25 protein-coding genes and 2 pseudogenes are annotated in these 26,489 nt (G+C 56.5%); 15 read left to right on the top strand and 12 right to left on the bottom strand.

What is annotated here, in order from left to right:
* Positions 1-134: 134 nt before the first annotated feature.
* The 6 genes from RZ517_RS14495 to RZ517_RS14470 all read right to left on the bottom strand — a co-directional run bounded on the left by RZ517_RS14495 (position 135) and on the right by RZ517_RS14470 (position 4,455).
* Positions 135-797: an OmpA family protein gene (locus tag RZ517_RS14495; protein ID WP_338548883.1), complete on the bottom strand. Its 663-nt coding sequence runs from the start codon at positions 795-797 to the stop codon at positions 135-137.
* A gap of 13 nt (positions 798-810) precedes the next feature.
* Entirely contained in the window at positions 811-2,214 is a 1,404-nt protein-coding gene (locus RZ517_RS14490; protein ID WP_338548882.1) for a type II and III secretion system protein family protein, read from the bottom strand.
* Between the two features lie 230 nt (positions 2,215-2,444).
* A complete protein-coding gene (gene cpaB, locus RZ517_RS14485) occupies positions 2,445-3,293 on the bottom strand; it encodes a Flp pilus assembly protein CpaB (protein WP_338548881.1) in 849 nt (282 codons plus the stop codon).
* A gap of 215 nt (positions 3,294-3,508) precedes the next feature.
* Positions 3,509-3,709 (bottom strand): hypothetical protein, encoded by a 201-nt coding sequence (locus RZ517_RS14480; RefSeq protein WP_338548880.1) that lies wholly within the window; start codon positions 3,707-3,709, stop codon positions 3,509-3,511.
* Between the two features lie 168 nt (positions 3,710-3,877).
* Positions 3,878-4,081, bottom strand: coding sequence for a hypothetical protein (locus RZ517_RS14475; protein ID WP_338548879.1), 204 nt, complete (start codon positions 4,079-4,081; stop codon positions 3,878-3,880).
* 170 nt (positions 4,082-4,251) lie between these two features.
* Positions 4,252-4,455 (bottom strand): hypothetical protein, encoded by a 204-nt coding sequence (locus RZ517_RS14470; protein ID WP_338548878.1) that lies wholly within the window; start codon positions 4,453-4,455, stop codon positions 4,252-4,254.
* A gap of 359 nt (positions 4,456-4,814) precedes the next feature.
* On the opposite strand from RZ517_RS14470, the gene RZ517_RS14465 reads away from it, so the two are divergent.
* Positions 4,815-5,660 (top strand): lytic transglycosylase domain-containing protein, encoded by an 846-nt coding sequence (locus RZ517_RS14465; RefSeq protein WP_338548877.1) that lies wholly within the window; start codon positions 4,815-4,817, stop codon positions 5,658-5,660.
* 124 nt (positions 5,661-5,784) lie between these two features.
* Here the strand turns inward: RZ517_RS14465 and topA are convergent.
* The 3 genes and pseudogenes from topA to tldD form a co-directional block, all read right to left on the bottom strand.
* Positions 5,785-8,288, bottom strand: a pseudogene (gene topA / locus RZ517_RS14460) (type I DNA topoisomerase).
* A 163-nt stretch (positions 8,289-8,451) separates the two neighbouring features.
* The gene (gene dprA, locus RZ517_RS14455) at positions 8,452-9,612 is read right to left on the bottom strand and encodes a DNA-processing protein DprA (RefSeq protein ID WP_338548876.1); all 1,161 of its coding nucleotides are present in this window, start codon (positions 9,610-9,612) and stop codon (positions 8,452-8,454) included.
* A gap of 342 nt (positions 9,613-9,954) precedes the next feature.
* Positions 9,955-11,377 (bottom strand): annotated as a pseudogene (gene tldD, locus RZ517_RS14450) (metalloprotease TldD).
* Positions 11,378-11,570: 193 nt separating this feature from the next.
* Here tldD and coxB point away from each other — a divergent pair.
* The 12 genes from coxB to RZ517_RS14390 all read left to right on the top strand — a co-directional run bounded on the left by coxB (position 11,571) and on the right by RZ517_RS14390 (position 21,761).
* Complete coding sequence (gene coxB, locus RZ517_RS14445) at positions 11,571-12,455, top strand: cytochrome c oxidase subunit II (RefSeq protein WP_338548875.1); 885 nt, start codon at positions 11,571-11,573, stop codon at positions 12,453-12,455.
* A gap of 48 nt (positions 12,456-12,503) precedes the next feature.
* Positions 12,504-13,445: a heme o synthase gene (gene cyoE, locus RZ517_RS14440; protein ID WP_338548874.1), complete on the top strand. Its 942-nt coding sequence runs from the start codon at positions 12,504-12,506 to the stop codon at positions 13,443-13,445.
* Between the two features lie 3 nt (positions 13,446-13,448).
* On the top strand, positions 13,449-13,610 hold the full coding sequence (locus tag RZ517_RS14435) for a hypothetical protein (RefSeq protein WP_317057283.1): 162 nt from the start codon (positions 13,449-13,451) through the stop codon (positions 13,608-13,610).
* Positions 13,610-14,197, top strand: a complete 588-nt coding sequence (locus RZ517_RS14430) for a cytochrome c oxidase assembly protein (RefSeq protein ID WP_338548873.1) — start codon at positions 13,610-13,612, stop codon at positions 14,195-14,197. Before RZ517_RS14435 ends, RZ517_RS14430 begins: the two co-directional genes overlap by 1 nt.
* Before the next feature lie 25 nt (positions 14,198-14,222).
* A complete protein-coding gene (locus tag RZ517_RS14425) occupies positions 14,223-15,023 on the top strand; it encodes a cytochrome c oxidase subunit 3 (protein WP_338548872.1) in 801 nt (266 codons plus the stop codon).
* 97 nt (positions 15,024-15,120) lie between these two features.
* Positions 15,121-15,897 (top strand): DUF4272 domain-containing protein, encoded by a 777-nt coding sequence (locus RZ517_RS14420; RefSeq protein ID WP_338548871.1) that lies wholly within the window; start codon positions 15,121-15,123, stop codon positions 15,895-15,897.
* 63 nt (positions 15,898-15,960) lie between these two features.
* Complete coding sequence (locus RZ517_RS14415; RefSeq protein WP_338548870.1) at positions 15,961-16,647, top strand: SURF1 family protein; 687 nt, start codon at positions 15,961-15,963, stop codon at positions 16,645-16,647.
* Positions 16,644-18,032 carry a threonine synthase gene (thrC, locus tag RZ517_RS14410; RefSeq protein ID WP_338548869.1) on the top strand — a complete coding sequence of 463 codons (1,389 nt, stop codon included), beginning with the start codon at positions 16,644-16,646 and terminating at the stop codon, positions 18,030-18,032. Before RZ517_RS14415 ends, thrC begins: the two co-directional genes overlap by 4 nt.
* Before the next feature lie 50 nt (positions 18,033-18,082).
* Entirely contained in the window at positions 18,083-19,291 is a 1,209-nt protein-coding gene (locus tag RZ517_RS14405) for a M16 family metallopeptidase (RefSeq protein WP_422395584.1), read from the top strand.
* A complete protein-coding gene (locus tag RZ517_RS14400) occupies positions 19,291-19,875 on the top strand; it encodes a GNAT family N-acetyltransferase (protein ID WP_338548867.1) in 585 nt (194 codons plus the stop codon). Before RZ517_RS14405 ends, RZ517_RS14400 begins: the two co-directional genes overlap by 1 nt.
* A gap of 380 nt (positions 19,876-20,255) precedes the next feature.
* The gene (locus RZ517_RS14395) at positions 20,256-20,861 is read left to right on the top strand and encodes an endonuclease/exonuclease/phosphatase family protein (RefSeq protein WP_338548866.1); all 606 of its coding nucleotides are present in this window, start codon (positions 20,256-20,258) and stop codon (positions 20,859-20,861) included.
* A gap of 54 nt (positions 20,862-20,915) precedes the next feature.
* A complete protein-coding gene (locus RZ517_RS14390; protein WP_338548865.1) occupies positions 20,916-21,761 on the top strand; it encodes an MBL fold metallo-hydrolase in 846 nt (281 codons plus the stop codon).
* A 57-nt stretch (positions 21,762-21,818) separates the two neighbouring features.
* Here the strand turns inward: RZ517_RS14390 and RZ517_RS14385 are convergent, their stop codons facing one another.
* A complete protein-coding gene (locus tag RZ517_RS14385; RefSeq protein WP_338548864.1) occupies positions 21,819-22,382 on the bottom strand; it encodes a GcrA family cell cycle regulator in 564 nt (187 codons plus the stop codon).
* Positions 22,383-22,516: 134 nt separating this feature from the next.
* On the opposite strand from RZ517_RS14385, the gene RZ517_RS14380 reads away from it, so the two are divergent.
* Complete coding sequence (locus tag RZ517_RS14380) at positions 22,517-23,320, top strand: ABC transporter permease (protein WP_338548863.1); 804 nt, start codon at positions 22,517-22,519, stop codon at positions 23,318-23,320.
* 6 nt (positions 23,321-23,326) lie between these two features.
* On the opposite strand, the gene RZ517_RS14375 is transcribed toward RZ517_RS14380, so the two are convergent.
* The gene (locus RZ517_RS14375) at positions 23,327-23,707 is read right to left on the bottom strand and encodes a hypothetical protein (RefSeq protein ID WP_338548862.1); all 381 of its coding nucleotides are present in this window, start codon (positions 23,705-23,707) and stop codon (positions 23,327-23,329) included.
* A gap of 131 nt (positions 23,708-23,838) precedes the next feature.
* Entirely contained in the window at positions 23,839-24,417 is a 579-nt protein-coding gene (locus tag RZ517_RS14370) for a hypothetical protein (protein WP_338548861.1), read from the bottom strand.
* Positions 24,418-24,582: 165 nt separating this feature from the next.
* Between RZ517_RS14370 and lepA the strand changes: the two genes are divergently transcribed.
* Positions 24,583-26,382: a translation elongation factor 4 gene (lepA, locus tag RZ517_RS14365; protein ID WP_338548860.1), complete on the top strand. Its 1,800-nt coding sequence runs from the start codon at positions 24,583-24,585 to the stop codon at positions 26,380-26,382.
* The last annotated feature ends 107 nt before the right edge of the window (positions 26,383-26,489 follow it).

Here is a 26,489-nt window from a genome sequence, read left to right as displayed (position 1 = left end):
GTGAAACTGTCAAATAATCTGGGCGACATTTAGGCCAAAAAACCGTAATTGTGCGGTATAAAGCGACAAAAAAACCCGCCGGAGAGGCGGGTTTCAGGTGGCCCGGCTTGCGCCGGACAGGGAGAATTCCCTAATTATTCGCCATCACCTGTGAGGGTTGCGCCCTCTGTGACAAGGATCAGATCCGATGCGGGTTTGCCGCTGATCAGGTATTCACGCTGAATAACCTGGGCATATTTGCCATCGATGACGGCTGGATGCGACTCGACAAACCCGGACACCTCGGTGACGGTGCGGCGGTTTTTGCGCTCGCGGCCTTGCGTCACAACCAGTGGCTGGGTTTCGCCAAATGAGGCAACGGCCTCAAGCCGACTGCGGCTGATGCCCTGAGACACCAAGAAGTTTACAGCGGCGTTGGCGCGACGTTGGCCCAGGTTTTTGTTGTAACCAGGTGAGCCAACAAGGTCGGTGTGCCCATAGACGCGGAACCGGACTTCTGGGAACTGCCTGATCCAGGTTGCCTGCTTGCGCAGAACTTGCTGGGCATTGGCATCCAGACGGGCCGAGTCAAAGGCAAATGTTACCGTGCTGGGCACGTCGCTTGCAAACTTGTTCGTCAAGTCGATGACAAAGTTGCGATTGCCCTGGTTCACAGCCGCATTGTGCGCGGTTGAGTTACCAAAGTCACCACCATTGATCAGGTTGCCGGCTTCACCAAAATAGGACCGATAGACTTGGCCTTGTTTGGAACATGCCGTCAAAGCCAGTACCGATGCAGCGAGAAGAAGATATTTCATAGTGCTGCCCTCCTTAATCCATCACGTATCCGTAGGACCCGTTAAAGTCCTGCTGCGCCACTTCGCCTGCGCCACTGTTCCGTTCGCCCGGGTTGATCGCAACGCGACCATTCAGGAAGAGATCCTTTTCGGTCGGAAGTTTCACGCGATCAGTTGGCAAGATAAACGCGTCACCCTTGGTCGGAGAGACGAGATGCGCGGAAATAATGATCACCAACTCGGATTGATTTCGCTGATAACTCGTGCTGCGGAAAAGAGTGCCCAGGACTGGAATATCGCCCAACCAAGGTATTTGCGCATTTGAGTCGCTAAAATCGTCTTGGAGTAGACCGGCGATCGCAAAGCTTTCACCGTCGCGCATGACAACTGTTGTGCTCGCTTCGCGACGAGAGAAGGCGTCGATGTCAAAGCCTGCTGCCAAGATCCCGTTGGTCGGATCGAGGGAAGAAACGGCTGTCGCCAGTTCGAGGTTTATAAGCCCCTCGTCGACCACCCGCGGCGTAAAGTTCAGCTCGACACCAAAGGGACGAAACTCAATGGTCACGCCATCTTCATCCTGTACCGGAATAGGAATCTCGCCACCTGCCAAGAAATATGCTTCTTGACCAGACAAGGTTGTCAGGTTGGGTTCCGCAAGTGTGCGAACAAGTCCTTTGTTTTCAAGTGCTTCAAGAAGGACGTCGAATGCGACTGATCCGATATCGAAGCCAATACCGAGACCACCTAAGCTGCCCTCAGCGAGAGTAAGCGGATCTCCAGGGGCAAGCCCCGCATTCTCTGGGAGAAGGAACGTTCCTGTTGCTGCAGAAAAGTCACTGTTCCCAAGTAGCACCGATCCGTTTAGGCCTTTAGAAATAGAACGCTGCATCTCTGCAAAGCGCACTTTCAGCATAACCTGCTGGCTGCCAGCCACGGACATCAGGTTTGATACCCGATCCGGTGCGTAGCGTTGCGCCAGTGAGAGTGCACGATCCATGCGCGCTGTGCTGGACACAACACCAGACAGAACAATGCCATCATTGGCTGTGCGCACTTCGATGCGTTCGCCAGGAAGGATTTGCTGCAACCGCTCTTTGAACTCCGCGACGTCGGGGCTCACATGAACCTCGACATTCGTGATCAAGCGGCCGGTTGCGTCCAACAATGTCAGGGTTGTCCGGCCTGGAGTCTTACCCAGAAGATAAACCGTCCGATCTGACAATGTGGAAAAGTCAGCGATCGCCGGGTTGGCGATGCTCAGTTCCGCGAAGGGGACCTCGCTTTCGACAACCACAGCGCGGTTCATATCGATTTTGAGGTTTTGGTTGGTGCCTTTACGCACAACCGTAACTGTTTCAGAAACGGCAACTCCTGGCACCATGGCAAACACCACAGCACAGCCCAAGAGGGCCGCTTGCAATAAGCGTAGATATTTCATGTGACCTGCCCTTTCGATCACGCCTCTGGAAACGGGTCTTGTTGCCCGCGTATGATCGGACAGTGCGGCAATTCGGAATTTATTGCAAGAATCAACGGTTTTTATTTCGCAGCTACCGTGGTTTTCGGGGGACAGTCAGCACATGGAAAAGAGGCGCCCAGTGGTCTGAGCGCCTCTTTCACACAAGATGTTGTGGTTTATGTTCCGCGTTCGCGTTTAAAGCGAACCGATCAGTTTGTCGCGCATGGGATCGGTGTCGTGATCACTTCACCGCCACGGCGCGTTTTGATGGTGCAGATCTCTTCGGCTGGTGCTTCGACACGAGGCGCCGCTTCAACGATGCCCAACAGGCTGCGTTGGTCAACCTGGATTGCATCGGCCGTGGAGTCGTCTTCCGCTCCGACAAGAGACAGAGACAAACGGCCAGAAGATTGCGCCTGCGCCAGGGCGGCGACCTGCTGCGGTTTGATCGACACTGTTACTGTGCGCGCGATGATCGCTTCGGTCCGGTCCACATTGGCGACCTGGTCAACCGCCACGATGCGAACGCCAGTTTCAATCAGCTGCGTGAAACTTGCCCGTGATCCGGGTGCGCGGCCTGTCCAGTAGACATCGACGCGGTCACCTGGGCGCAAGAAGCCGGATACACCGCTAGACACGTCCACCTTGATTGCGAAGGCGCGCATACCTTTTTCGAGTTGAGACGTGATCCCCGCATCTTCGCCAGGGCCTGTCAACTTCACCTTCAGCAACGCCTCTTTCGGCTCAATCGACCTTAGTACGGTGCGTGGTTCATCTTCTCCCTCGGGGAAAAGCGCCTCCATGGTCGTAAATGTTCCCTCAGGCAGCGCGCTGGCAGGGTAAGAAACAAGTTGTACATTGTCCTTCATCAGGCGTTGACCGTATTCCAGTTTCTGTTTGGCAACGTAAACTTCCACGGTGTCAAATGTCGGCGCGCGGTTCGCGCGTTCCTGCTCCAGTTGAGCCTGATACCCTTGAATGTAGTTTTTTGCCATGTAGACGGCGAAACCGGCGAGACCCAGGCCGAGAATAAGTACAAGTCCGAAAACCACTCGCATGGCTTTTCCTTTCGATCACTGCTCGTTCGTCAATGGCGAACGCATTTATTTTCTTCCTCTCCTTGCCCCCACATTGTGGTCTAAAAATGTTAGGCCAGAGGCAGTTTCAAGAAATAGAAGTACGGCATTTATGTAAAAAAACAGGAAAGCCCAGGACGGCCCGGGCTTGCTGAAAACTTGAATCGATGGCGTTAACGCCAAAGTGGTGGCTTCGCTTAGCCGCCCGATCCTCCACCGGTCCCAACCTGAATCGAGGTCATGCCGGTTGCAACGTTGTCTGCCACGCTGTTGGTTGCTGCGCCAACCGTGTCGATTGCACCGATGGCGACAGCGATGATGGCCGCTGTCAGAACAACCCAGTCAACCGTAACGGCGCCGTCTTCGCGGTCCCGAAAGGATTTAAAAAAGTTTCTCATCGCTTCACTCACACACTTAATGATTAAACGGAATTTGCTTTTGGAATGTGGCTCAAATGCGGCGCTACGAGAAAGATTTTGTGAACGCCCGGAAATTAACTGTTGATGGAAAAGAAAATGGCCGCGGACTTGGAGGTCCGCGGCCGAATTGACAGGTCAGAGGATGGCTTAGCCGCCCGAGCCTTGAGCTGCGTTGCCAACTTGCTGGCTGGAAACACCTGTGCTGATGTTTTGTGCCAGGCCGTCAACACCACCTTGAACGGCGACGACGCCTGCAACACCAAGGCCAACAACTGCAGCGGTCAGAACGACCCAGTCAACTGTTACGGCGCCTTCGTCTTCACGCCGGAAAGATTTGATAAAGTTTTTCATAGCTTTTCTCACACACTTGATGAATGCGTGATTTTGGCCAGCTGAATTTGGCTCAAATAGGGCATCACAGGTGAAATTTTGTGAAGCGCGGGAACCAAACTGTTTACGAGAAAAAGAAAATGGCCGCAGACTTGGAAGTCCACGGCCATTTCGAAAGGTCAGAGGATGGCTTAGCCGCCCGAACCTTGAGCTGCGTTGCCAACTTGCTGGCTGGAAACACCTGTGCTGATGTTTTGTGCCAGGCCGTCAACACCACCTTGAACGGCGGTTACGCCTGCAACGCCAAGGCCAACAACTGCAGCGGTCAGAACGACCCAGTCAACTGTTACGGCGCCTTCGTCTTCCTTGCGGAATTTTTTGATGAACTTGATCATGGTTGGTCCCTCCAAAGGATCAGATTTACTCAGGTTACAACCGCTCTTGGTCAGCGTACCCAATCTGCTTGAGCGCTCTACCGTTGCGGCATGAGATGGTTATACCTCTCCAATTCCGGCAAGATTTGGGCGGCATTAAAGCCATTTTCGCATTCGTAAACTTTTTTCGTATTGGTTTTATTAAGGTGCTGAAAATAAAAGATAAAAAAATACATATTGTTGAATCTTTTTTGGCTCCCGCTGCTTTTCGGCGGATTTTAGCCACTTCTGTTGTTGCCGGATTTTGCACAATGCTGGCGCGGACCTGCGATTAGTGCCATACTGGCTAAAAAACACAACGAGGCAGAGCAGGATATACCATGCGATTCATCGCCGTTTCGACGATTTGCGCATCTTTGATGTGCGCAAGCCCTGGATTTTCGGCTGATCCAGAGCCTTACCCTACATTTACATTTAAAAGAGAGAAGGCGCCTGCGCCCGGGCAGACCCGGAAGATCACTGTTCAAGTCGATCCCGATGCGTACCATGCGTATCTCAATCCCGAGCCGAAAGCCGAAGGAAGCAAGACTGGCGGTGAAACCGCTGCGTTGCCATCGGTGCCAACGGCCAAGGCCTCCTATGATTGGTTCTGGACACAGGTCCCGCCCGGGCAGGACGAAGAAGCGACGGCGCGTCTGCGGACCGCTTTGAATACGCTTCGCAAGGGACCAGATGGTGCAACCGTGAAAGGCCCAAGGTTGCAGCACGTGCAAAAGATCGCTGAGGTGGAAGGCGCGAACATACTAAAGGCCACTATTGGCACGAATGTTTCGCCAGCCCTTGTGCTGGCTGTTATCGCAGTGGAATCCGGCGGCAAGGTTACGGCAGAGAGCCATGCGGGTGCACAGGGTGTGATGCAGTTGATGCCCGCCACCGCAGAGCGCTTTGGCGTCGCGGACAGTTTTGTTAGTGCCGACAATATCAAGGGTGGGGTGGCGTATCTCGATTGGTTGCTCAAAGAGTTCGACGGCGACGCTGTGCTGGCTCTCGCGGGGTATAACGCAGGCGAGAATGCGGTCAAAAAGCACAAAGGTGTGCCGCCTTTCGCGGAAACACGAGACTACATTCCCAAGGTGCTGGCCGCATTCGAAGTGGCGCGCGGACTATGCAAGACGCAGCCAGAGCTGGTGACGGATGCCTGCGCCCTGACCCTTGCGTCCAACTAAATAGCCTCTATTCAAACTTGAGGCGTCAAACAAAGTCGGAGTGTGCACAATCTTGTGCGTTGTCCGGTGTTTTGCGAAAACCTGAGACTCAAGTCTTTCGCGAAATACTTTGTGGCGTATCGTTCTAGCTCGCTTTCTTGCGCGCGCGGCCTTTGCCCTTCTTGGCGGCTTTTTCCGCAACGAGAGCCACAGCCATCTCAAGCGTCACATCCCCAGGTTCTACATCCTTGGGCAATGTCGCGTTGATCTTGTTCCATTTAACGTATGGCCCATAACGGCCATCCATGACGTTTACTGGCCCCCCTTCATCAGGATGCTCGCCCAATTCTTTCAAAGGAGCGACAGCCGCCCCGCGGCCCTTGCCTCGGCTCGCGGCTTTCTTGGCCAGCTCCTCAACCGCACGGTTCATCCCAATCGTAAAGACCTCATCGGCCTCCTTGAGATTGGCGTACAATCGGCCATGTTTCACAAACGGTCCGTAGCGGCCAATCCCCGCTTCGATCATCTCGCCATCCTCGGGGTGGGGCCCCACCTCGCGCGGCAGGCTCAAAAGCATCAATGCCTTTTCGAGATCCATATCATCCTGGCTCCACCCCTTAGGCAAGCTGGCGCGTGGCGGCTTCTTGTTCTCTTCGGTGGGCTCTCCGCGCTGGACATAGGGGCCAAACCGGCCAGAGCGCAGGCTGATCTCATCTCCGGCATCTTCACCAAGCACGCGGTCGCCGCCTTCGGCCCCTTCGCCGCCGATGGGACGGGTGAAGCGACACTCAGGGTACCGCGAGCATCCAACAAACCCACCAGTGCGGGATGTCTTCAAATGCAGACTTCCCTCGCCACACAGCGGACATTCGCGCGGATCTTTGCCATCTTCGCGTGGCGGATAGAGTTGCGGAGCAAGAACTTCGTCCAGCTTGTCGAGCACCTCGGTGATGCGCAATTCAGAGGTTTCAGAAATGGCCGCCGAGAAATCACGCCAGAACGTGGCGAGCACCTCTTTGTAGTCCGCATTCCCGGCGCTGATGACATCCAGTTCTTCTTCGAGGTTGGCGGTGAATTCATATCCCACGTATTTGCGGAAGAAGTTCAGCAGGAAGATCGTCACGATCCGTCCCTTGTCTTCTGGGATCAGCCGGTTCTTGTCCTTACGGACATATTCGCGGTCCTGAATCGTGGTGACAACGCTGGCATAGGTCGAGGGGCGTCCAATGCCGAGCTCTTCCATCCGCTTGACCAATGTGGCCTCGGTATAACGGGGGGAGGTTGCGTGAAATGCTGTTCCGGTGCGACGCTCTGCTTGGGTGTGGCATCGCCCTGGCTCATTTGCGGCAGACGCTTGTCATCCTCATCCACGACCTGATCATCGCGCCCTTCTTCATAGACACGCATGAACCCGTCAAAGAGAACAACCTGACCCGTGGCGCGCAGGCCAACCTGGCCATCGTCGCTGCCAATCTCCACCATGGTGCGCTCTAGACGCGCGCCAGCCATCTGACAGGCCAGCGTGCGTTTCCAGATCAGATCATAAAGCTTGCGCTGATCCGCATCGGTGAGTTTCAGGCTTGCTGCATCCCGGTTCATATCCGTAGGGCGAATGCATTCATGCGCTTCTTGCGCGTTCTTCGCCTTGTTTTTGTACATGCGCGGGCTTTCGGGCACGTAATCCGCACCATACCGGTCCTTGATCGCATCGCGTGCTGCCATCACGGCCTCGGGTGCCATGTCGATACCATCAGTTCGCATATATGTAATGTGACCCGCCTCATAGAGACGCTGCGCGGCACTCATGGTCTGCCGCGCGCCCATGCCGAATTTGCGGCTGGCCTCTTGTTGCAGGGTTGAGGTCATGAAGGGTGCGGATGGGTTGCGGTTGGCTGGCTTGGCCTCAACCGACATGACTTTGAGATCACGGCTCTCAACAGCCTGCTGGGCCATTTCCGCCTGGGTCGCGTTCTCAAGGTCGTACTTGTCAAGCTTGTTGCCAGCAAGGCTGACCAGACGTGCTTCGAACTCCTGACCGCGCGGGGTGTTCAGGATCGCCTTCACGCTCCAGTACTCTCGTGCCTTGAACGCCTCAATCTCCATCTCGCGCTCAACGATCAGACGCAGGCATACAGATTGCACGCGTCCGGCGCTGCGTGCACCGGGAAGTTTGCGCCAGAGCACAGGGCTGAGATTGAAGCCCACAAGATAGTCGAGCGCACGGCGCGCCAGATACGCCTCGACCAAAGGCGCATCCACGTCGCGTGGGTTTTCCATTGCTTCGGTCACAGCCGACTTGGTGATGGCATTAAAGACAACACGGCTGACGGGCGTGTCTTTCTTAAGGACTTTGCGTTTGCGCAAAGCTTCTTCGAGATGCCAGCTGATCGCTTCGCCTTCGCGGTCGGGGTCCGTCGCCAGGATCAGCGCGTTGTCATCCTTCAACGCATCCGCAATTGCCTTGATGTGTTTTTTGCTGTCAGCGCCCACTTCCCATGTCATGGCAAAGCCGTCGTCTGGGTCGACAGAGCCGTTCTTGGCCGGTAGATCGCGCACGTGGCCGTAAGAGGCCAACACGGTATAGTCAGTGCCCAGATACTTGTTGATCGTCTTCGCCTTGGCGGGGGATTCAACAACGACAACTGGCATAAGAACTCCTTGGATGCGGGGGCGAGTCGCAAGCGACCTTTGGCGGCGCAACATGTGGGGTGGTCGATTGGAATGTCAATGCGGCCGTCGCGTACAGTCCATTTGTTTGAGCCGACAAGGCGATTTGACGCGCAACAAGACGCACGCGACAAGGTCCTTCTCATCAGTGAGCCAAGGAAACCAGACCGCCAGGGTGACGTATAATGCGCCCGCTGATTTCAAGATCCGTCAGCGCCGGTGTCATTTGTGCCGCAGAGCTTGCCAGGTCACGGATTAGTTGATCTTCGGCCAATGGCGAGGGACTGAGATGATCAAGGATCAGGCGGCGCAAGGCGTCTGGTTGCTGGCGTGCCGTGTTTGGTCGAGGAGGCGGTTGAGCATTTGAGTGCGCGGTTTGGTTCTCTGTCTGGCTCCTCAGGGCCAGGTCCTGTTGTCCCTGAAGCGCCTCTGCGATATCCGTGCCTGAGCGCACCAGTCGCGCTCCGTCACGAATAAGCATGTTGCACCCGGATGCACGGGCATCAAACGGGTGTCCTGGGACGGCAAGCACCTCGCGTCCCTGATCAAGGGCGGTGCGTGCGGTAATAAGAGAACCGGATTTTGCGGCTGCTTCCACCACGACCACTGCTTCGCTTATGCCGCTGATAATGCGATTGCGTGTGGGAAAATGTCGTGCTTGGGGTGTTTGACCTATGGGTTGTTCCGAAATGCATAACCCCCGCGCGGCGATGTCCTGACCTAGATGTGTGTTTTCTGCAGGGTAGATAACGTCAACGCCACCTGCCATGACCGCGATGGTGCCCCCATCAAGCGCGGCCTTGTGGGCAGCGGTGTCAACGCCGCGGGCCAAACCCGAGACCACAACAAATCCGCCCTCAGTCAGTTCATGGGCCAAGGCGCGCGCCATGCGCAGACCCAGTGAAGACGCGTTTCTCGCGCCGACAATCGCCACCCGCCGCTTCTGCAGCAGGCCTGGCTCACCCAGAGCCCAAAGGAGTGGTGGTGCATCCGTGAGCTGCGAGAGTGCGACTGGATAATCTGTCTCGCCCCAACAGATTAGCCTCGCTCCAGCGCGCATCCCGGCTGCATATTCCATTTCCGCGGCTTCCAAGGTGCAGGGAACGTATGCGTTTACCCCTGCGTTGCGTGCCACTTCAGGCAGCGTCTCCAAGGCCACTTGGGCATTTCCATGCTCTTGCATTAATCGGTGGAAAGTGGAGGGACCAACTCTGCGAGAGCGCAACAGGCGAAGCCACGATATCCGATCATCTTCCGTGGTGGGTGGGAGTGGGGGGTGAGTGGAAGGATGTGTATCCTCGAACATCGTGACTCCGCCTGCTTGCAAAACCATAGGTACGATTTGCGTGGTTAATGAGCGGTAAAGAAATCAGGATTGTATTGGATGCCGCCAGAGAGAGGCTTTGTAACGCGCTGAAATGAAATTAAAAAAATTTAGAAGTTGAACCACTGACTTTGTACAGCGCGCCAAGTTGAATTGCGGCACAACTCACTGTTTCTGGGGAGGACCCTCACGAATCGCCTTTAATTATTTGGGTGAACGGTACGTTCGGTCCTTAGATGGTGCGATGAGAGAGTGTGCTGACCGAAACTGGTTTGGCCTGACATCCTGTAGAAAACGTCGCAAAATGAGGCGCAAACGCCGGCGTCACGCCGCAGAGCCGCCCACCGTCAGACCACCAATCATGACCGTTGGCTGTCCGACACCGACTGGCACCCATTGACCCGCCTTGCCACAATTCCCCATGCCAGGATCCAGCGCCATATCGTTGCCAAGCGCACGGATTTGTTTGAGGGCCGTTGCTCCATCGCCGATCAATGTCGCGCCTTTGACCGGCGCACCCACCTTTCCGTTCTTCACGCGATAGGCCTCGGTGCAGCTAAAGACAAACTTGCCATTGGTGATGTCCACCTGTCCACCGCCAAACCCCACGGCATAAATGCCATCTTTGAGATCCGCCACGATGTCGCCTGGATCCGTGTCGCCGCCCAGCATATATGTGTTGGTCATACGCGGCATGGGGATATGCGCATAGCTTTCGCGCCGACCGTTTCCGGTAGAGGTCACACCCATCAGCCGCGCATTCTGACGGTCCTGCATGAAGCCAACAAGAACGCCGTCTTCGATCAAAACGTTCTTGTCCGACGGTGTGCCTTCGTCATCCACTGTGATCGAGCCGCGCCGGTTTGGGATTGTGCCATCGTCCAAAACGGTCACACCTGGGGCGGCGATACGTTCCCCCATCAGCCCGGCAAAGGCGGAGCTGCCTTTACGATTAAAGTCGCCTTCCAGCCCATGCCCTATGGCCTCATGCAGCAAGATGCCGGGCCAGCCTGGGCCAAGCACCACATCCATAACACCCGCTGGGGCCGCCTCGGCCTTGAGGTTGACCGCTGCGACGCGCAAAGCCTCATCAGCCTTGGCCATCCAGTCCTCGGCCTTTAGCAAACCATCAAGCATCACGCGGCCGCCACCGCCTGCGCTGCCGGATTCTGCGGCGACCATTCTCTTCAAGAATCACGCTAACATTGAGTCGGGTCATCGGGCGCGTGTCCCGAAGCTCTGCGCCATCTTCGCGTAGAATAACAACCTCCTGCAAAGAGGCTGACATCGAAGCTGACACCTGAACCACTCGCGGCTCTCGGGAGCGGGCGTAAGCGTCAATTTCACGCAAGACGTCAAGTTTGACCGAAAAACTCTGGCCCGAGAGCGGATCATCATCCGTATAAAGACGTTTATTTGTTGGGGCAGGGGCATCCGACATGGTGCCGCCGCCATCGCCCACAGCAAGGCGCGCTGTTTCCACCGCGCGCGCCAGCGCAGGCTCCGAGATGTCCGAGCTATGCGCATACCCTGCGACTTCGCCTTGCACAGCGCGTAATCCAAATCCTTCGGACGCATCGTAAGAAGCTGTTTTCACCCGCCCATCGTCGAATACAAGTGCCTCTGACCGACGCCGTTCAAAGAAAAGCTCGCCATCTTCGGCTCCTTTAAGTGCCGTGCGAAGATGCCGGGCTGCATCTTCCCGGGAAAGCTTGGTTTCAAACGGATCAAAGCGTTTGTCAGTCATCTTTTTTCCTCTCAACACAACTTCCGTGAAAAAAATTGACCCAAATCAAGGAAAGTGCCGATTTGCCGCAACGGGGTCGCTTGTGTGCTGGTTCAGAATATGGTTTTTACTCGGCCCGAGACAACGGGATTCCTCTGCTTTGGCGGTGGATGAAAACAAAAGTACAAAAAGTTACAACGGATCAGGGTGCAACATGCGCAAATTGACCAGCTTTCTGGCCGCCTCTCTGGGTGCGGTCGCTTCGCTTCCTGCACTGGCACAGGACAATCTTGAAATCATCGGCCGTCCGGAAGACGGTGGGTTGAACTTTCAACCAGCTGCGACGGAGTTGGCGCGCGATATTCAGTGGCTGGACAACCTGATCCTGATCATCATCACCGCCATCACACTTTTCGTCTGTGTGCTGCTGGCCATTTGTATTTTGCGCTACAATCGCAAATCCAACCCGGAACCAGCGAGCTTCACTCATAATTCGCCCATTGAAGTTGCCTGGACTGTGGTGCCCATTGTTATTCTGGTCTTTATCGCGGCCTTTTCACTTCCGGTTCTGTTCAAGCAGCAAGAAATTCCGGAAGGCGACATCAACATCAAAGTCACAGGATATCAGTGGTATTGGGGCTATGAATATGTTGACCATGAATTTGCGTTCGACAGCTTCATGATCGGTGAAGATAAGGTTCTGAATGATGATGTTGTAGCTGAGTTGGAAGCGGCGGGCTACACGCGGGATGAATTCTTGCTGGCGACAGACACGGCCGTTGTTGTGCCGGTTGGCAAGACCGTCGTGATGCAAGTGACTGGTGCGGATGTGATCCATGCATGGACCATCCCGGCTTTCGGTGTGAAGCAGGATGCTGTTCCAGGCCGGATCGCGCAACTCTGGTTCAATGCCGAAAAAGAAGGCGTTTACTTTGGCCAGTGTTCCGAGCTTTGCGGCAAAGACCACGCCTACATGCCCATCACGGTCAAAGTCGTCAGCGAAGCGGCATATGACGAATGGCTCAAAGGTGCGGTTGAAGAATACGCGGGGGATCCTTCGACATTGCCCAAGCACCTTCAAGTGGCGTCGGTTGATTAAGAGACAGGTGCAGGATGCGCGATTTCGCGTAAACTGGCGGGGATGACAATGAGTGACGCAAGCCTCAACAGCGCGGAAACCCAAGCCTATGACGCGGGCTTTGGCGACTATTTTGCGTTGTTGAAACCGCGTGTCATGACGCTTGTGGTTTTCACGGCTTTGGTTGGATTAATTGCGGCCCCTGTGGCCGTGCATCCAGTTGTTGGCTTTGCCGCCATACTCTTTATTGCGGTTGGCGGTGGTGCCTCGGGTGCGCTTAACATGTGGTGGGACGCCGATATCGACGCGGTCATGAAACGTACAGCCAAACGCCCCATTCCTTCGGGACGCATCACCGGGGATGAGGCGTTCGCCTTTGGCATGGCGTTGGCGGGTATTTCGGTGGTCATGCTGGCCCTGGCGACGAATTTCCTGGCCGCCGCGCTTCTGGCCTTTACCATCTTCTTTTACGTGGTGATCTACACCATGTGGCTCAAGCGCTGGACGCCGCAGAACATCGTCATTGGCGGCGCAGCGGGAGCCTTCCCTCCAATGATTGGCTGGGCGGCAGCAACGGGCTCCATATCTGTTGAGTCGATTTTGATGTTTTCGCTGATCTTTATGTGGACTCCACCGCATTTCTGGGCTTTGGCGCTGTTCACCAAGATGGATTATGACAACGCGGAAGTGCCGATGCTGACAGTCACACATGGGCGCCGGGCAACACGTGTTCACATCCTGGTCTACACCGTGTTGCTAGCGATTTTGGCGGTTGGTCTGGGCTTCACCTCTATTGGTGGGCCGCTGTACCTGGCGGTGGCGATTTTCCTGAATGCGCGGTTCCTCAAGGGGGCGGTTGATATCTGGCGGCGCGATGAGGACATGGCTGAGGCAGATCGTTTCCTGACAGAACGCAAATTCTTCAAAGCCTCGCTCATTTATCTCTTTGCGCATTTCGGTGCGATTGCCGTTGAAGCGATGCTGATGCCTTACGGCTGGGGAGGCTGGTAACCCATGTCTCTGTCGCGCCAACATGAAATGCACAAACGCCGGTTCAGTCGCAATCTGGGACTGGGCCTGGTACTAGCCGCTTTTGTGGCATTGGTATTCGGGTTGACGGTGGCGAAAGTCTCAAACGAGGATTTTGCTCTGCCCACAGGTGAGGAGGCAAGCTGATGGCGATGGATCCTAAAGTCAAAACAGTCACCCGCCTTGTCAGCGTGGCGATTTTCATGGGCGCTTTGGCTTGGGCCTCTGTGCCACTCTACGATTGGTTTTGCAGAGTGACAGGCTATGGTGGGGCGACGGATGTGGCCGAGACCGGATCAGATGAGATTCTGGATCAAACCATCACCATCCGCTTTGACGCCAGCCAGGAACGCGACTTTCCTTGGGAATTCAAGCCTATGCAGCGCGAAATGGAAGTGCGCATCGGAGAGACGGGTTTGGCCTTTTACGAGGCGTATAACCCGACGGACAAGCCTATTGCAGGGTCGTCAAGCTACAACGTGACGCCTTTCGAAGCAGGCGGGTTCTTTACCAAGATCGACTGCTTCTGCTTTGAAGAACAGGTTCTGCAACCCGGTGAGCGGGTGCAAATGCCTGTGACGTTCTTTGTGGAACCTGAGATCGTGGAGGATCGGGACGCAAAGCACACCCACACGATCACACTTGGATATACATTCTACCAAATCGACCTACCGGAAGAAGATGCGCAAGCCGCACTTGAAACGGCGGAAGACACAGATAATAACGTGAACTAACAGCCTTCGACGAGGGACCTAACAGATGGCACATGAAAAAAATCACGACTACCACATCCTGAACCCCTCAGTCTGGCCATTGCTGGGCGCGCTGGCAGGGTTCATCATGCTTTTCGGGGCGGTAATGTTCTTCCACGACAACGGGCCGTGGATGATGTTGATCGGCTTTGTCGGCGTTCTTTATGTGATGTTTGGCTGGTGGACCGATGTGGTGGCCGAAAGCCATGCAGGCGATCACACGCCAGTGGTGCGGATCGGACTGCGCTATGGTTTCATTATGTTCATCATGTCCGAAGTGATGTTCTTTGCCGCCTGGTTCTGGAGCTTTTTCAAGCATGCTATGTATCCGATGGGTGAGATGTCACCTCTGCAGGATGCGATATGGCCTCCGGCTGGCATTGAGACCTTTGATCCTTGGCACCTGCCGCTGATCAATACGCTTATCCTGCTCTGCTCTGGTGCGGCTGCAACATGGGCACACCACGCGCTGGTTCATGAAAACAACCGCAATGACATGAAATGGGGCCTGATCATTGCAATCGCTCTGGGTGCGATCTTTACGGTGTTCCAGGCCTATGAATACGGTCATGCCGGATTTAGTTTCTCGGGCAACATCTACGGCGCCAACTTTTTCATGGCCACAGGCTTTCACGGCGCGCATGTAATCATTGGTACGATCTTCCTGTTCGTCTGTCTGATGCGGGTGCTCAAGGGGCATTTCACACCCGAAAAACATGTCGGGTTCGAAGCCGCTGCCTGGTACTGGCACTTTGTGGATGTGGTTTGGCTCTTCTTGTTCGCCGCAGTCTACGTCTGGGGCGGGTGACAATTTTTCGCACGAAAAATTGCGCCTTCGGCGAGAGTATTTCTGGAACGATGAAATGCGGGGGGCGACCTCCGCATTTTTTGTTTAAGGTGGGGCGATGCGGTTTCTAGTTTCCATTCTGGCGGCGCTTGGACTGACGTCCCAGACCGCGACGGCGGATACGTCAGGGAAAGAGCCGTCTGAAGCCGAATTGGCGCGAAAGTCCTATATCGAGGGGGTTGCGGCCGATCCCAGCGAAGAACAACTGGCGCGCAAGGCCCGTTCGATTGCGGAACTGGAACGTCTGGGCCTGCCATTCTCAGAAAACTTGCCGGTGATCGAGGACGAGGCCGGGGCGCTTCGCCGCTCAGATGAGGAGGTGGCGGCCCGGGCCTTGGCGGTGATGATCACCGCCGTAAAAGGTGAGACGCGCGATCAGGCGCTTGTTGAGTCCGTGATTGAGCAATATGGCGCTTGGGAGTTTTTCTCACCCGAAGAACGAGGATTCATCGAGACTGCGGACCTGCCGGATGAGGCTTATGTGCAAATGTCCTGGCGCTACGAATCTGTGGCTGTCCTATTGTGGGCTATCGGCTTAACTGACGAGCTGCCTGCTCCGGATCAGATCATCGATGCGGCGATGCTTGGGTCTGTGTTTCGCGAGTTGGGCGCGGAAGGGCTTATTCAAAAGGCGCGGCTGAGGCCGCAATCTGAAATCCTTGACGCCGCTGATCTGGCCTATCGCCTGCATTGGGCCGCGATGGAGGCCCGCGTGAAGGGCGCGCCGCCGCCCGCCGGTTTGCATCCTGGTATTGCCTATGAGCGCCACTACGCCCTCAACTGGCTGATCGGCTATGCGGGCCTTGATTGGGACAATATGGCAACGGATACCTGACGGGTTTGGCTTGCTCCCGGGGCGCAGCTTGGTAGAAGGGCGCGATTTCTGGGAAAACTGGTGATGATGCGTCTGCTCGTTCCCTTGCTTTTCGGTCTCGTCGGGGCTGGCATCCTGATCTCTCTGGGGGTCTGGCAAGTGCAGCGCCTGGCCTGGAAAGAGGGCGTGCTGGAGGAGATTGAGACAAAAATCGCGGCAGCCCCGGCGCCCTTGCCTGAAAGCCCCGATGCCTCCGCGCACAAGTATTTGCCAGTGCAGGTCACTGGCACGTTCGGCGGCGGGGCGCTGCGCGTTTTGGTCAGCCGCAAGAAGGTCGGGGCAGGGCATTTAATTGTTACACCCTTTGAAACGGAGACAGGGCGTCTGATCTTGGTTGATCGGGGGTTCCTCAAGCTGGGTAAAGAGTTGCAGCCGCCACCCCCAGGGCAAGTGACGGTCACTGGCAATCTGCATTGGCCGGATGATCGCAACAGTTCCACGCCGGAAAATGATCTTGACGGCAACATCTGGTTTGCGCGCGACATCGCGCAGATGGCGGATGTGCTTGGAACCGAGCCGGTTTTGCTTGTGGCACGGGAAATGTCGCAACCAGACAGCGCCATGACGCCGCTGCCCGTCGACACGAGCGGTATTCCCAACGATCACTTGCAATACGCCATCACCTGGTTTTCGCTGGCCGCGATCTGGCTAGGGATGACCGGATATCTCATCTTTCGCAGCCGCAAACCGGCGCAGGGGACAGACCCATGAAATATATCTCAACCCGTGGCCAAGCGCCGGTTCTGAGCTTTGAAGATACCATGCTGTCGGGCCTTGCCCGCGATGGTGGGCTGTACTTGCCCGAGACGATACCGATGCTGAGCCATAATGAGATCGCAGCACTCAATGGTGTGTCCTACGAAGAGGCAGCGTTTCGCATTATGCGTCCTTATCTGGGGGATACCTTTACCGATAACGAATTCCACGAGATCATCGCGCGTGCCTATAACGGTTTTGGCCATGCCGCCCGTGCGCCTTTGAAGCAGCTCGATAGCGGACATTTCCTTCTGGAACTCTTCCACGGTCCGACGCTCGCGTTCAAAGACTTCGCGATGCAACTCATCGGGCAGCTTTTCGAGGCGTCGCTCAAGCGCTCTGGCAAACGCGTGTGCATTGTGGGGGCGACCTCAGGTGATACTGGTTCAGCGGCTATTGAGGCGTTCCGGGGTCTGGAGGCTGTGGATGTCTTTATCCTTTACCCTCATGGCCGTGTCTCTGAGGTGCAGCGTCGTCAGATGACGACACCCTCGGAAAGCAATGTGCATGCGCTGGCCATTGATGGGCATTTTGATGACGCTCAGGCGCGTGTGAAGGATATGTTCAACGATTTTGACTTCCGTGACGCTGTCGGGCTGGCTGGGGTCAACTCGATCAACTGGGCGCGGGTGCTGGCGCAGGTGGTGTATTACTTTACCTCCGCCGTGAGCCTCGGTGCACCGCATCGCAAGGTGAGTTTCACCGTGCCCACGGGCAATTTCGGAGATATTTTTGCCGGCTACATCGCCAAGCGGATGGGCCTGCCGATTGACCAGCTTGTTGTCGCCACCAACCAGAATGACATCCTGCATCGTTGTCTGACGACCTCAGAGTACAAACCCGACGGTGTCGTTCCCTCAATCAGCCCATCAATGGATATTCAGGTCAGCTCCAACTTTGAGCGCGCTTTGTATTATGCCTATGGAGAGGATGGTGCCGCCGTTGCGCAGTTGATGGATGAGCTGAAAGCAGGTGGGTTTTCCGTAAGCCAGGGTGCCTTGCAGGCGTTGCAGGAAAGCTTTGCTTCGGGACGTTGCAGTGAGGAAGATACCTCCGCCACAATCGCGGCCACAGTTGCGCAGAGTTCCGAGCTGCTCTGCCCGCATTCTGCGGTTGGCGTGAAGGTCGCCAATGACCTGCGTGATCCGGCCACGCCCATGATCACGCTCGCGACGGCGCATCCTGCCAAGTTCCCCGCAGCGGTCGAAAAAGCCGCAGGGGTGCATCCGCCCTTGCCTCGCGCCATGTCGGACCTGTATGAGCGGTCAGAGCGCGTCACACGGGTTGCCAATGACCTTGACGCTATTGAGTCGTTGATCAAAGAGCGCCTGCCGCATTGAGTGTTAACCTGACCACATTGCCCAACGGGTTCCGCGTTGTGACCGAGCATATGCCCGGCCTGCAATCGGCGGCCATTGGCGTCTGGGTTCTGGCCGGGGCACGCCATGAGGCGCCGAGCCAAAACGGCATCGCTCATTTTCTGGAGCATATGGCTTTCAAGGGCACGACGACACGCAGCGCGTTGCAGATTGCCGAGGCGATTGAGGATGTGGGCGGGTATATCAATGCCTATACCAGTCGCGAGGTGACGGCCTTCTATGCGCGTGTGCTGGCAGAGGATGTGCCGCTCGCAGTGGATGTGGTGGCCGATATCCTGCGCAATCCGGTGTTTGACCCGCGCGAGATCGAGATTGAGCGCGGCGTGATCCTTCAGGAAATCGGGCAGGCGCTGGATACGCCCGATGACATCATTTTCGACTGGTTGCAGGAAGAGGCCTATCCTGATCATCCGCTGGGTCGCACGATCCTCGGTGCAGAAGAGCGCGTGCGTGCCTTTTCGCGCGACGACCTCAAGCGGTTTGTCAATGAAAGGTATCTGCCCGGGCAAATGATCCTGTCCGCCGCGGGGGCGGTGGATCACGATGCATTGGTGCGTCTCGCAGAGACACTTTTTGGCGACATGCCCGCGTCTGACCGGGTGGAAGCCTCTGCTGCGCAATTCGCAGGCGGAGAGCGGCGCACTGTGAAATCACTGGAGCAAGCGCATTTTGCCTTGGCGTTCGAAAGCCCCGACTATCTTGATCCCGCCATTCACACAGCACAGATCTACGCCTCTGCGCTGGGTGGCTCGATGTCATCGCGGCTTTTTCAGGAAATCCGCGAAAAGCGCGGGTTGTGCTATACGATCTATGCTCAGGCAGGGGCCTATAGCGACACGGGCATGATGACGATCTACGCTGGTACATCCGCCGAGGAAATGGCTGGCTTGGCGCAAATCACAGTCGATGAAATGAAGCGCGCCGCAGAAGATTTTGGTCAGGCCGAACTGGATCGCGCCCGTGCGCAGATGAAAGCTGGGCTTTTGATGGGGTTGGAAAGCTCATCGAACCGGGCCGAGCGGCTGGCGCGCATGCTGCAGATCTGGGGCCGTGTACCGCGTCTTGAAGAGGTGGTGGATAAGATCGACGCTGTTAGCCTCGGCGATTTACGCGCCCTGGCCGAAAAAATCGCGACCAAAGCCCCGGCCGCCCTGGCACTCTATGGCCCGGTGGAAAGCGCCCCGAGCCTTCAGGATTTGCAGGACAGGCGCGCCGCGTGATGTTCATGCCGCGTCGCAAAATCCGGATTGAGACCGAGCGCCTGACGTTGCGCCCTCCGGTTTTGACGGATTTTCGTGAATGGTCATCTTTGCGCGAACGCAGCGCCGAGTTTTTGGTGCCGTGGGAGCCACAATGGGCCTCTGACCATCTCTCGCGCAAAGGGTTCGCCAACCGTGTGCACTGGTCGCAGCGCTCAATCTCGCAAGGGTCTGCCGTGCCGCTTTTCCTCATTCGACGTGAAGATAGCGTGCTTTTGGGGGCGATCACGCTCGACAATATCCGCCGTGGCCCGGCCCAGGCAGGCACGCTTGGTTACTGGACGGGCGAACCCTATGCACGACAGGGCTACATGCGCGAGGCGCTTCTCGCGATGGTGCATCATGCCTTTGAACGGTTGAATCTGTCGCGGCTAGAGGCGGCTTGCCTGCCTGAAAACCAGCCGTCCAGACGTCTTCTGGAAAAATGCGGGTTCAAATATGAGGGGGTGGCGCAGAGTTACCTTCAAATCGACGGGCGCTGGCGGACACATGTGCTTTATGCCGCCCTTCGATCTGACCGCCGTGGCCGGACGGATGCTGGGTAACGCTCTGCCGCTTAAGCTCTGTCTGCGTTACAACGCTGGCGTATCAGAACCGGTACGCACTGCGGAGTTTTGATCGTATGAAAACCAAAACGGTATTGAAGACTTTCACAGTTTGGTTCTGTGTCGCTTTGATTGGTGTTGTGGTACTTTCCTTTACTGGACAGTTTTTTGCCCCGGGTAACTCTGCTGCCGTGATCCGCTTCCCAGCCGGGATCTTGTTGGTGTTGCTGGTGCCATTTCTTTTCTGGGGCAGGGCGAAGCTTTTGGCGATCGTTGCGTGCGGTGCCGCGTTGGTGGCACTTGTCCCTTTGGGGATGGGGTACTTTCAATCTAATGTGCCATGCGAAGGACCCTGCCTGACACTGTATCAGAAGAACCTGATGAGCAAATCCTGGCCGCGCACGCCCTTGGCCGAGGAAATCATCGCGTCTCAAGCCGACGTGATCACTTTGCAAGAGGTGTCAGACCACAACCGAAAATTCATGGCGCCGTTGTTTGAGGCCTACCCGTTTTCTGTCATCTGCCCCTTTCGACCGCATCAAGACGTTGGGGTATTGACGTCATTGGCTGTGGTCGACAATACAAACTTTTGTGTCGACGGGGCAGGTATGGCTGGGGTTCAGGTGCGTACCCCTGAGGGACAGGTTGTGTGGGTTGTTTCAATCCATCTTGAGTGGCCCTTTCCCTTCGATCAATTTGCACAGGCCAGCCTGATAGAAGACAAATTGCAGTCTATGGAGGGACCAATCTTGATCGGAGGGGATTTCAATATGGTCACCTGGGGCGGCAGTGTTGTGCGTTTGGCCAAGGCCGCGGACAATGAGCCTCTGGGGCCGTATCGCAATACATATCTTTCTGGTCGACCATATTTACCGCTTGCCATCGACAACGTGCTTGTCCCCAAAGGCGTTACAGGCCATGTCGAAAGACGACCTCGCCTCGCGTCCGATCATATGGGTTTGCTGGCGCGGATTAAGCTGCCTTAAAAATCTCTGACTTTCTCTCAGGGCGCGCTACCATCGATAGATCGGAGGTTTGCCATGATCCGCTTATTCGCGTGTCTCATTTGTCTTTCATTTTCAACCGTACCGCTTTTTGCACAAGAACCCACCGAGCGCACGCCAAGCCATTGCCGGGCTGTCGCCGAGGCTGCACCGGGCCTTACATACCTGCATCGCGCCTCGTTCAAGGACACCGTGCCAGCCAACCGTGTGCGCATCCACTACATCGCCCATGCCTCTTTTCTGATTCAGTCTCACGGCGGCACGGATGTGGTCACGGATTTCACGGGGTTTGTTGGCAATGTGGACTTCATTCCTGACGTGGTCACGATGAACCACGCCCATTCCACCCATTGGACCGCCTTTCCTGACCCCGCCATTCCACATGTCTTGCGGGGCTGGGGGGAGGAGTTTGGGCAAGGGATCGAACATCACCTCGATCTGGGGGATATGGTCATCCGCAATGTCTCGACCGATATTCGTGCCGCGTTTGGGACCGTCTCGGAACCCAAGGGCAATTCCATTTTCGTTTTTGAAGCCGCGGGGCTGTGCATTGGGCATCTGGGGCATCTGCATCATCAGCCCACCGGTGAGCAATATGCGGCGCTGGGTCGGGTCGATGTGCTTCTGGCACCCGTGGATGGCGGATATACCTTGCAAATTGAGGAGATGATCGCGGTGATCCAACGCCTGCGGTCGTCCATTGTGATCCCTATGCATTGGTTTGGAGACGCGACTCTGGGACGTTTTCTCAATGGGATGGAAGGAAGCTTTGCGGTTGTCGAGACAGGGGAGAACGCATTGACGGTTTCGCTCGACACACTTCCTGGCCAACCCACAATTATGCTATTGCGGCCAGCTTATCTTTTGGATCCGGTCGAGTAACACGCCCAAAGCCCGCCTTCAGGCTTGTGCCAAATCTTTTTGAAAAAGATTTGGCTACTACCGCCGTCGGTCGCGGCGCGAGCTCATTGGCTGAAAGGCCACGCCGACATGCGCGTCACAATAAGGTTTTCCTGCCTGCACAGGCAGACCGCAGAACCAGAAATCCGGTGTGGCGGGGTCACCTACAGGCCACTTGCACGTCCGTTCGGTCAGCTCCATCAACGACAGTTTCTTGGCCTTTTTCTCGATCTCATTGACCTTGGCCAAAGCCTCGGGATCAATCTCGTTCGCCGAAGGTTGCGGCGGCAGGGGTTGACCGGCGGGGATAATCGCCTTGACGCGGCTCACCGGAGCGGCGGCTGGTTCTTTGGGGGTCTCAGTCTTGGGTTCTGACTTGGCCGTCTTGGCGCGTGCGGCTGGTTTGGCCTTGGCGGACGTCTTGGATTTCGCGCCGCCATCTGATGCGCCTGCACCGCTGCGATTGGACAGGCCCAGGCGATGCACCTTTCCGATGACCGCATTGCGGGTCACGCCGCCAAGCTCCTTGGCGATCTGGCTGGCCGACTGACCCTCGCCCCACATTTTTTTCAAGAGCTCTACACGCTCGTCGCTCCAAGACATGGGCACCTATCCTCTGCAAATGGCCATCTTTTCGCGACAGCCCGGTTTTCATCCCGAAGGCCTTATTCTAAACACTGCAGGGTGAGTTACAAGCCGTAGCAACGCAAGAAACCACAGCTGATGCAGGAAATCTGATGCAAGATCGCGCCGAAATGGGGATGCGCCGCTTTGGGCGGGTGAATTGGCTGGGGCTGTACACTCTGGCCATGCGCGAAATCCTGCGGTTTTTGTCGGTCTGGACGCAAACGGTGATGGCGCCATTGGTCACGGCGGGTTTGTTCATGGTGATTTTCACCATTGCCATCGGAGCACGCCGGGGCGAGGTGATGGGCGTGGATTTCGCGCTTTTCATAGCACCTGGCATCCTGATGATGACCGTCATACAGAACGCCTTTGCCAACACTTCGTCCTCGGTTGTGATCTCCAAGGTCCAGGGTAATATCGTGGACACGTTGATGCCGCCGCTGTCGGGTCTTGAAATGGTCCTGGGATATCTGGCCGGGGCGCTTACACGAGGCGTGTTGGTGGCACTGGCCATTGCTGTGGGATTGGCCGTGTTTGTTGGGCTTATTCCCGAACATCCGTTGATCTGGTTAGGGTTTGTTGCTCTGGGGGCTGTTTTTCTAGGTGCTCTGGGGCTGGTAGCTGGCATCTTTGCCAACAAGTTCGACCAGATGGCGGCGATCACCAATTTTGTCGTAACACCTTTGGCCTTTCTGTCCGGGACGTTCTATTCGGTGCAGGACCTGCCACCGGTCCTATCAACAATCACTTATGTGAACCCCGTCTTTTACCTCATCGACGGGGGGCGATACGGGATGATCGGCGTCTCAGATTCCAGCCCTGTGCTTGGCTTTGCAGTTGTCGGGACGTCAACGCTGGTTGTGTCCGCATTGGCCTGGTGGATGTTTCACAAAGGCTACCGGCTCAAACCGTGATTGAGTCTATCGGCAAATGGCCTCGGCGCGCTCTTCGTAGGTGCGGTACGCCTCCCAGAACCTCTCATCGCTGGTGCGATCCGATTGGCGCACAGATTGTGCCGCGGCCGGATCAGAATAGAACGTCACAGCGCGGTTTTGCTGCGACGCGGTGAGCGTTTCATTCGCCGCATATTGAATGCAGCCACAGAGCGCGCGTGAACGGACCTCACGATTGGAAGACAAACACGCCTGACTGATCGGACCGGACGCAACCGGTGCGATGCGGGCCACAGAGGCGGGTGCAGGGGCCGAGGCCGGTGTCACGCGCGGTTTATTTTCAAACCGCTTAGGACTGCTGCAGGCTGCCAGGCTCAGCATCATCACGACAATCAACGCGTATTTCATAACCGGATCGCACCCTGCTCGAATACTGACAACTGTGCTATTGCGCCAAAATGTGCTGGCGATCTTTATTTGCACCCCTTTTGCCCGATTGGGTCAGGGTTTTCAATTCTCAAGATGCGGGGCACCTCTGCCTATTGTGTGAGGCGCGTGGCCCCGTATTTGCCGCTCAACGTGCTTTTGGTCGAGGTGAAGCGCGACGGCAGGACAGAGCCCGACAACAAAGCCGGGTTGGTCGCCTCACTGGGGCCAAATCGGATCTCGACGCCTGCACCTGATCCATCGCGGTCCTGCACCACCACGTGACGCGGGATGCGTATCTCGACTTTCGCGTTGCTTTGGTAGGGCAGGGATGTGCCAACGCATGTCGCGTCCGTGCGGGCATAGCTCTTGCTGGGTGCGACACGGTTGAGAAAGCCCAGATCCTTGTGCACCACGCGGCCATTGACGGCCAGACTGCCGCGATCAAGGACCGTGCGTCCTGATTGTCGGACATATGCAGAGAGCCGGTCACTTTGCGCCCAAACCCCGCAGAGCGCCATTTGACCAGTCGCTGTGCGCCGCGGCTCAACCGCCACTGTGATCCCGCCGCCTGAAGAAAACTCGCCGCCGCCCAAGGCGGGGGATGGCCCCAGCGGTACGGTGGATGGTGCGGCCTGTGCCATCACGGCAAAGCCCAATGCGAGAACTGAAGATGTGAGAACGACTTTCATCAACCTGCTCCTTTTGGGGGTGAATCTATGCCGCAAGGACGATGGCATCAAGTCGGGCGACTTTCACATTGGCGTGCAGGGTGGTCAAACCCTTTCAAGGCTTCGGCGCATCCTGCCAAACATCGCCATTGACGCCCTCCACATTCCGCCTCATATCCCCAAGTCATGACACCGCTTTCGCATATCCGCAATTTCTCCATCGTGGCCCATATCGACCATGGGAAATCCACGCTGGCAGACCGCTTGATCCAGTCGACCAACACGGTGGCCGAGCGGGATATGAAAGAGCAATTGCTCGACAGTATGGATATCGAGCGCGAGCGCGGCATCACGATCAAGGCCAACACAGTGCGCATCGACTATACAGCCAAAGACGGGCAGGCCTATGTGCTCAATCTCATTGACACGCCCGGTCACGTGGATTTCGCTTATGAAGTCAGCCGGTCGATGCGCGCGGTTGAAGGCTCGCTTCTGGTGGTGGACAGCACCCAAGGGGTTGAGGCGCAGACCCTGGCCAATGTCTACCAGGCCATCGATGCCGATCATGAGATCGTGCCGGTTTTCAACAAAATCGACCTGCCCGCCAGCGACATCGACCGCGTCGCCGAACAGGTTGAGGACGTTATCGGCATCGACGCGTCAGGGGCCATCGCCGTCTCTGCCAAAACCGGTGAAGGAATTGTGGAAACACTGGAAGCCATTGTCACCGAACTGCCCGCCCCAAAGGGTGACCCCGATGCCCCCCTCAAAGCTATGCTGGTCGACAGCTGGTATGACCCCTACCTCGGCGTCGTCGTGCTGGTGCGGATCATGGACGGCGTGCTCAGGAAAGGCGACCAGATCAAGATGATGCAGACCGGAGCGCGCTACGGCGTTGACCGCATTGGCGTCTTCCGCCCGCAGATGCAGAATATCGATGCACTGGGCCCAGGTGAAATCGGCTTTATCACCGCCTCGATCAAACAGGTGCGCGACACCCGCGTGGGTGACACGATCACTCATGAGAAGAAAGGCACCGACACGCCCCTGCCAGGCTTCAAACCCGCGCAACCGGTGGTCTTCTGCGGCCTCTTCCCGGTGGACAGCGCTGAGTTTGAGGACCTGCGTGACGCGATCGACAAGCTGGCCCTCAATGACGCGTCCTTCAGCTTTGAAATGGAAACCTCTGCCGCCCTCGGCTTTGGCTTTCGCTGCGGCTTTCTCGGCCTCCTGCACCTCGAGGTGATCCGCGACCGGATCGAGCGCGAATATGATATTGAGCTGATCACCACCGCGCCCAGCGTGATCTATCATGTCTACCTCAAGGACGGGACGCAGATGGATCTGCACAACCCCGCTGACATGCCCGATCCCTCAACCGTTGACCATATCGAGGAGCCGCGCATCAAGGCCACGATCCTTGTGCCCGATGAATATCTCGGTGATGTGCTCAAGCTTTGCCAGGACCGCCGCGGCATTCAGCTTGACCTGACCTATGCCGGCTCCCGCGCCATGGTGGTCTATGATCTGCCTTTGAATGAGGTGGTGTTTGATTTCTACGACCGGCTCAAATCGGTGACCAAGGGCTACGCGTCGTTCGACTACCAGTTGGAAGGGTATCGCGAAGACAACCTCGTGAAGATGTCCGTTCTGGTCAACGAAGAGCCAGTCGATGCGCTGTCCATGATGGTGCACCGCGACCGGGCCGAAATGCGCGGCCGCGCGATGTGCGAAAAGCTCAAGGAACTCATCCCGCGCCACATGTTCAAAATCCCCATTCAGGCGGCTATCGGCGGCAAGGTGATTGCCCGTGAGACGCTCTCCGCGCTTCGCAAAGACGTCACCGCCAAATGCTATGGCGGCGATGCCACGCGGAAGAAGAAGCTTCTGGAAAAGCAGAAGGCGGGGAAGAAAAAGATGCGCCAGTTCGGGAAGGTGGATATTCCGCAAGAGGCGTTTATTAGCGCACTTAAAATGGACGGCTAAGGCCGTCCATTTTTAGGGCGAGTGGGCGGAAGCGATTGGCGCAGCCAATTGCGTGCCCACCCCGGTTGAGATGGGTTGCAACGATGTTGAAGATGGATGGGTGAGGT

Source organism: Roseovarius sp. S88, from assembly GCF_037023735.1.
In the GTDB taxonomy this organism is placed as follows: Bacteria; Pseudomonadota; Alphaproteobacteria; order Rhodobacterales; family Rhodobacteraceae; genus Roseovarius; species Roseovarius phycicola.
The sequence above is the reverse complement of the archived record's forward strand: the minus strand, read 5'-3'. Positions and strand labels throughout refer to the sequence as shown.

Coding starts and splice junctions, on each gene's coding strand:
- RZ517_RS14390 (WP_338548865.1), top strand. CDS start 20,916: ATGATCCGCTTATTCGCGTGTCTCATTTGTCTTTCATTTTCAACCGTA.
- RZ517_RS14435 (WP_317057283.1), top strand. CDS start 13,449: ATGTCTCTGTCGCGCCAACATGAAATGCACAAACGCCGGTTCAGTCGC.
- RZ517_RS14420 (WP_338548871.1), top strand. CDS start 15,121: ATGCGGTTTCTAGTTTCCATTCTGGCGGCGCTTGGACTGACGTCCCAG.
- RZ517_RS14425 (WP_338548872.1), top strand. CDS start 14,223: ATGGCACATGAAAAAAATCACGACTACCACATCCTGAACCCCTCAGTC.
- RZ517_RS14480 (WP_338548880.1), bottom strand. CDS start 3,709: ATGAGAAACTTTTTTAAATCCTTTCGGGACCGCGAAGACGGCGCCGTT.
- RZ517_RS14475 (WP_338548879.1), bottom strand. CDS start 4,081: ATGAAAAACTTTATCAAATCTTTCCGGCGTGAAGACGAAGGCGCCGTA.
- RZ517_RS14400 (WP_338548867.1), top strand. CDS start 19,291: ATGTTCATGCCGCGTCGCAAAATCCGGATTGAGACCGAGCGCCTGACG.
- RZ517_RS14490 (WP_338548882.1), bottom strand. CDS start 2,214: ATGAAATATCTACGCTTATTGCAAGCGGCCCTCTTGGGCTGTGCTGTG.
- RZ517_RS14370 (WP_338548861.1), bottom strand. CDS start 24,417: ATGAAAGTCGTTCTCACATCTTCAGTTCTCGCATTGGGCTTTGCCGTG.
- thrC (WP_338548869.1), top strand. CDS start 16,644: ATGAAATATATCTCAACCCGTGGCCAAGCGCCGGTTCTGAGCTTTGAA.
- RZ517_RS14375 (WP_338548862.1), bottom strand. CDS start 23,707: ATGAAATACGCGTTGATTGTCGTGATGATGCTGAGCCTGGCAGCCTGC.
- RZ517_RS14385 (WP_338548864.1), bottom strand. CDS start 22,382: ATGTCTTGGAGCGACGAGCGTGTAGAGCTCTTGAAAAAAATGTGGGGC.
- cpaB (WP_338548881.1), bottom strand. CDS start 3,293: ATGCGAGTGGTTTTCGGACTTGTACTTATTCTCGGCCTGGGTCTCGCC.
- RZ517_RS14465 (WP_338548877.1), top strand. CDS start 4,815: ATGCGATTCATCGCCGTTTCGACGATTTGCGCATCTTTGATGTGCGCA.
- cyoE (WP_338548874.1), top strand. CDS start 12,504: ATGAGTGACGCAAGCCTCAACAGCGCGGAAACCCAAGCCTATGACGCG.
- RZ517_RS14415 (WP_338548870.1), top strand. CDS start 15,961: ATGATGCGTCTGCTCGTTCCCTTGCTTTTCGGTCTCGTCGGGGCTGGC.
- lepA (WP_338548860.1), top strand. CDS start 24,583: ATGACACCGCTTTCGCATATCCGCAATTTCTCCATCGTGGCCCATATC.
- RZ517_RS14470 (WP_338548878.1), bottom strand. CDS start 4,455: ATGATCAAGTTCATCAAAAAATTCCGCAAGGAAGACGAAGGCGCCGTA.
- coxB (WP_338548875.1), top strand. CDS start 11,571: ATGCGCAAATTGACCAGCTTTCTGGCCGCCTCTCTGGGTGCGGTCGCT.
- RZ517_RS14430 (WP_338548873.1), top strand. CDS start 13,610: ATGGCGATGGATCCTAAAGTCAAAACAGTCACCCGCCTTGTCAGCGTG.
- RZ517_RS14395 (WP_338548866.1), top strand. CDS start 20,256: ATGAGCAAATCCTGGCCGCGCACGCCCTTGGCCGAGGAAATCATCGCG.
- RZ517_RS14380 (WP_338548863.1), top strand. CDS start 22,517: ATGCAAGATCGCGCCGAAATGGGGATGCGCCGCTTTGGGCGGGTGAAT.
- dprA (WP_338548876.1), bottom strand. CDS start 9,612: ATGTTCGAGGATACACATCCTTCCACTCACCCCCCACTCCCACCCACC.
- RZ517_RS14495 (WP_338548883.1), bottom strand. CDS start 797: ATGAAATATCTTCTTCTCGCTGCATCGGTACTGGCTTTGACGGCATGT.
- RZ517_RS14405 (WP_422395584.1), top strand. CDS start 18,083: ATGCCCGGCCTGCAATCGGCGGCCATTGGCGTCTGGGTTCTGGCCGGG.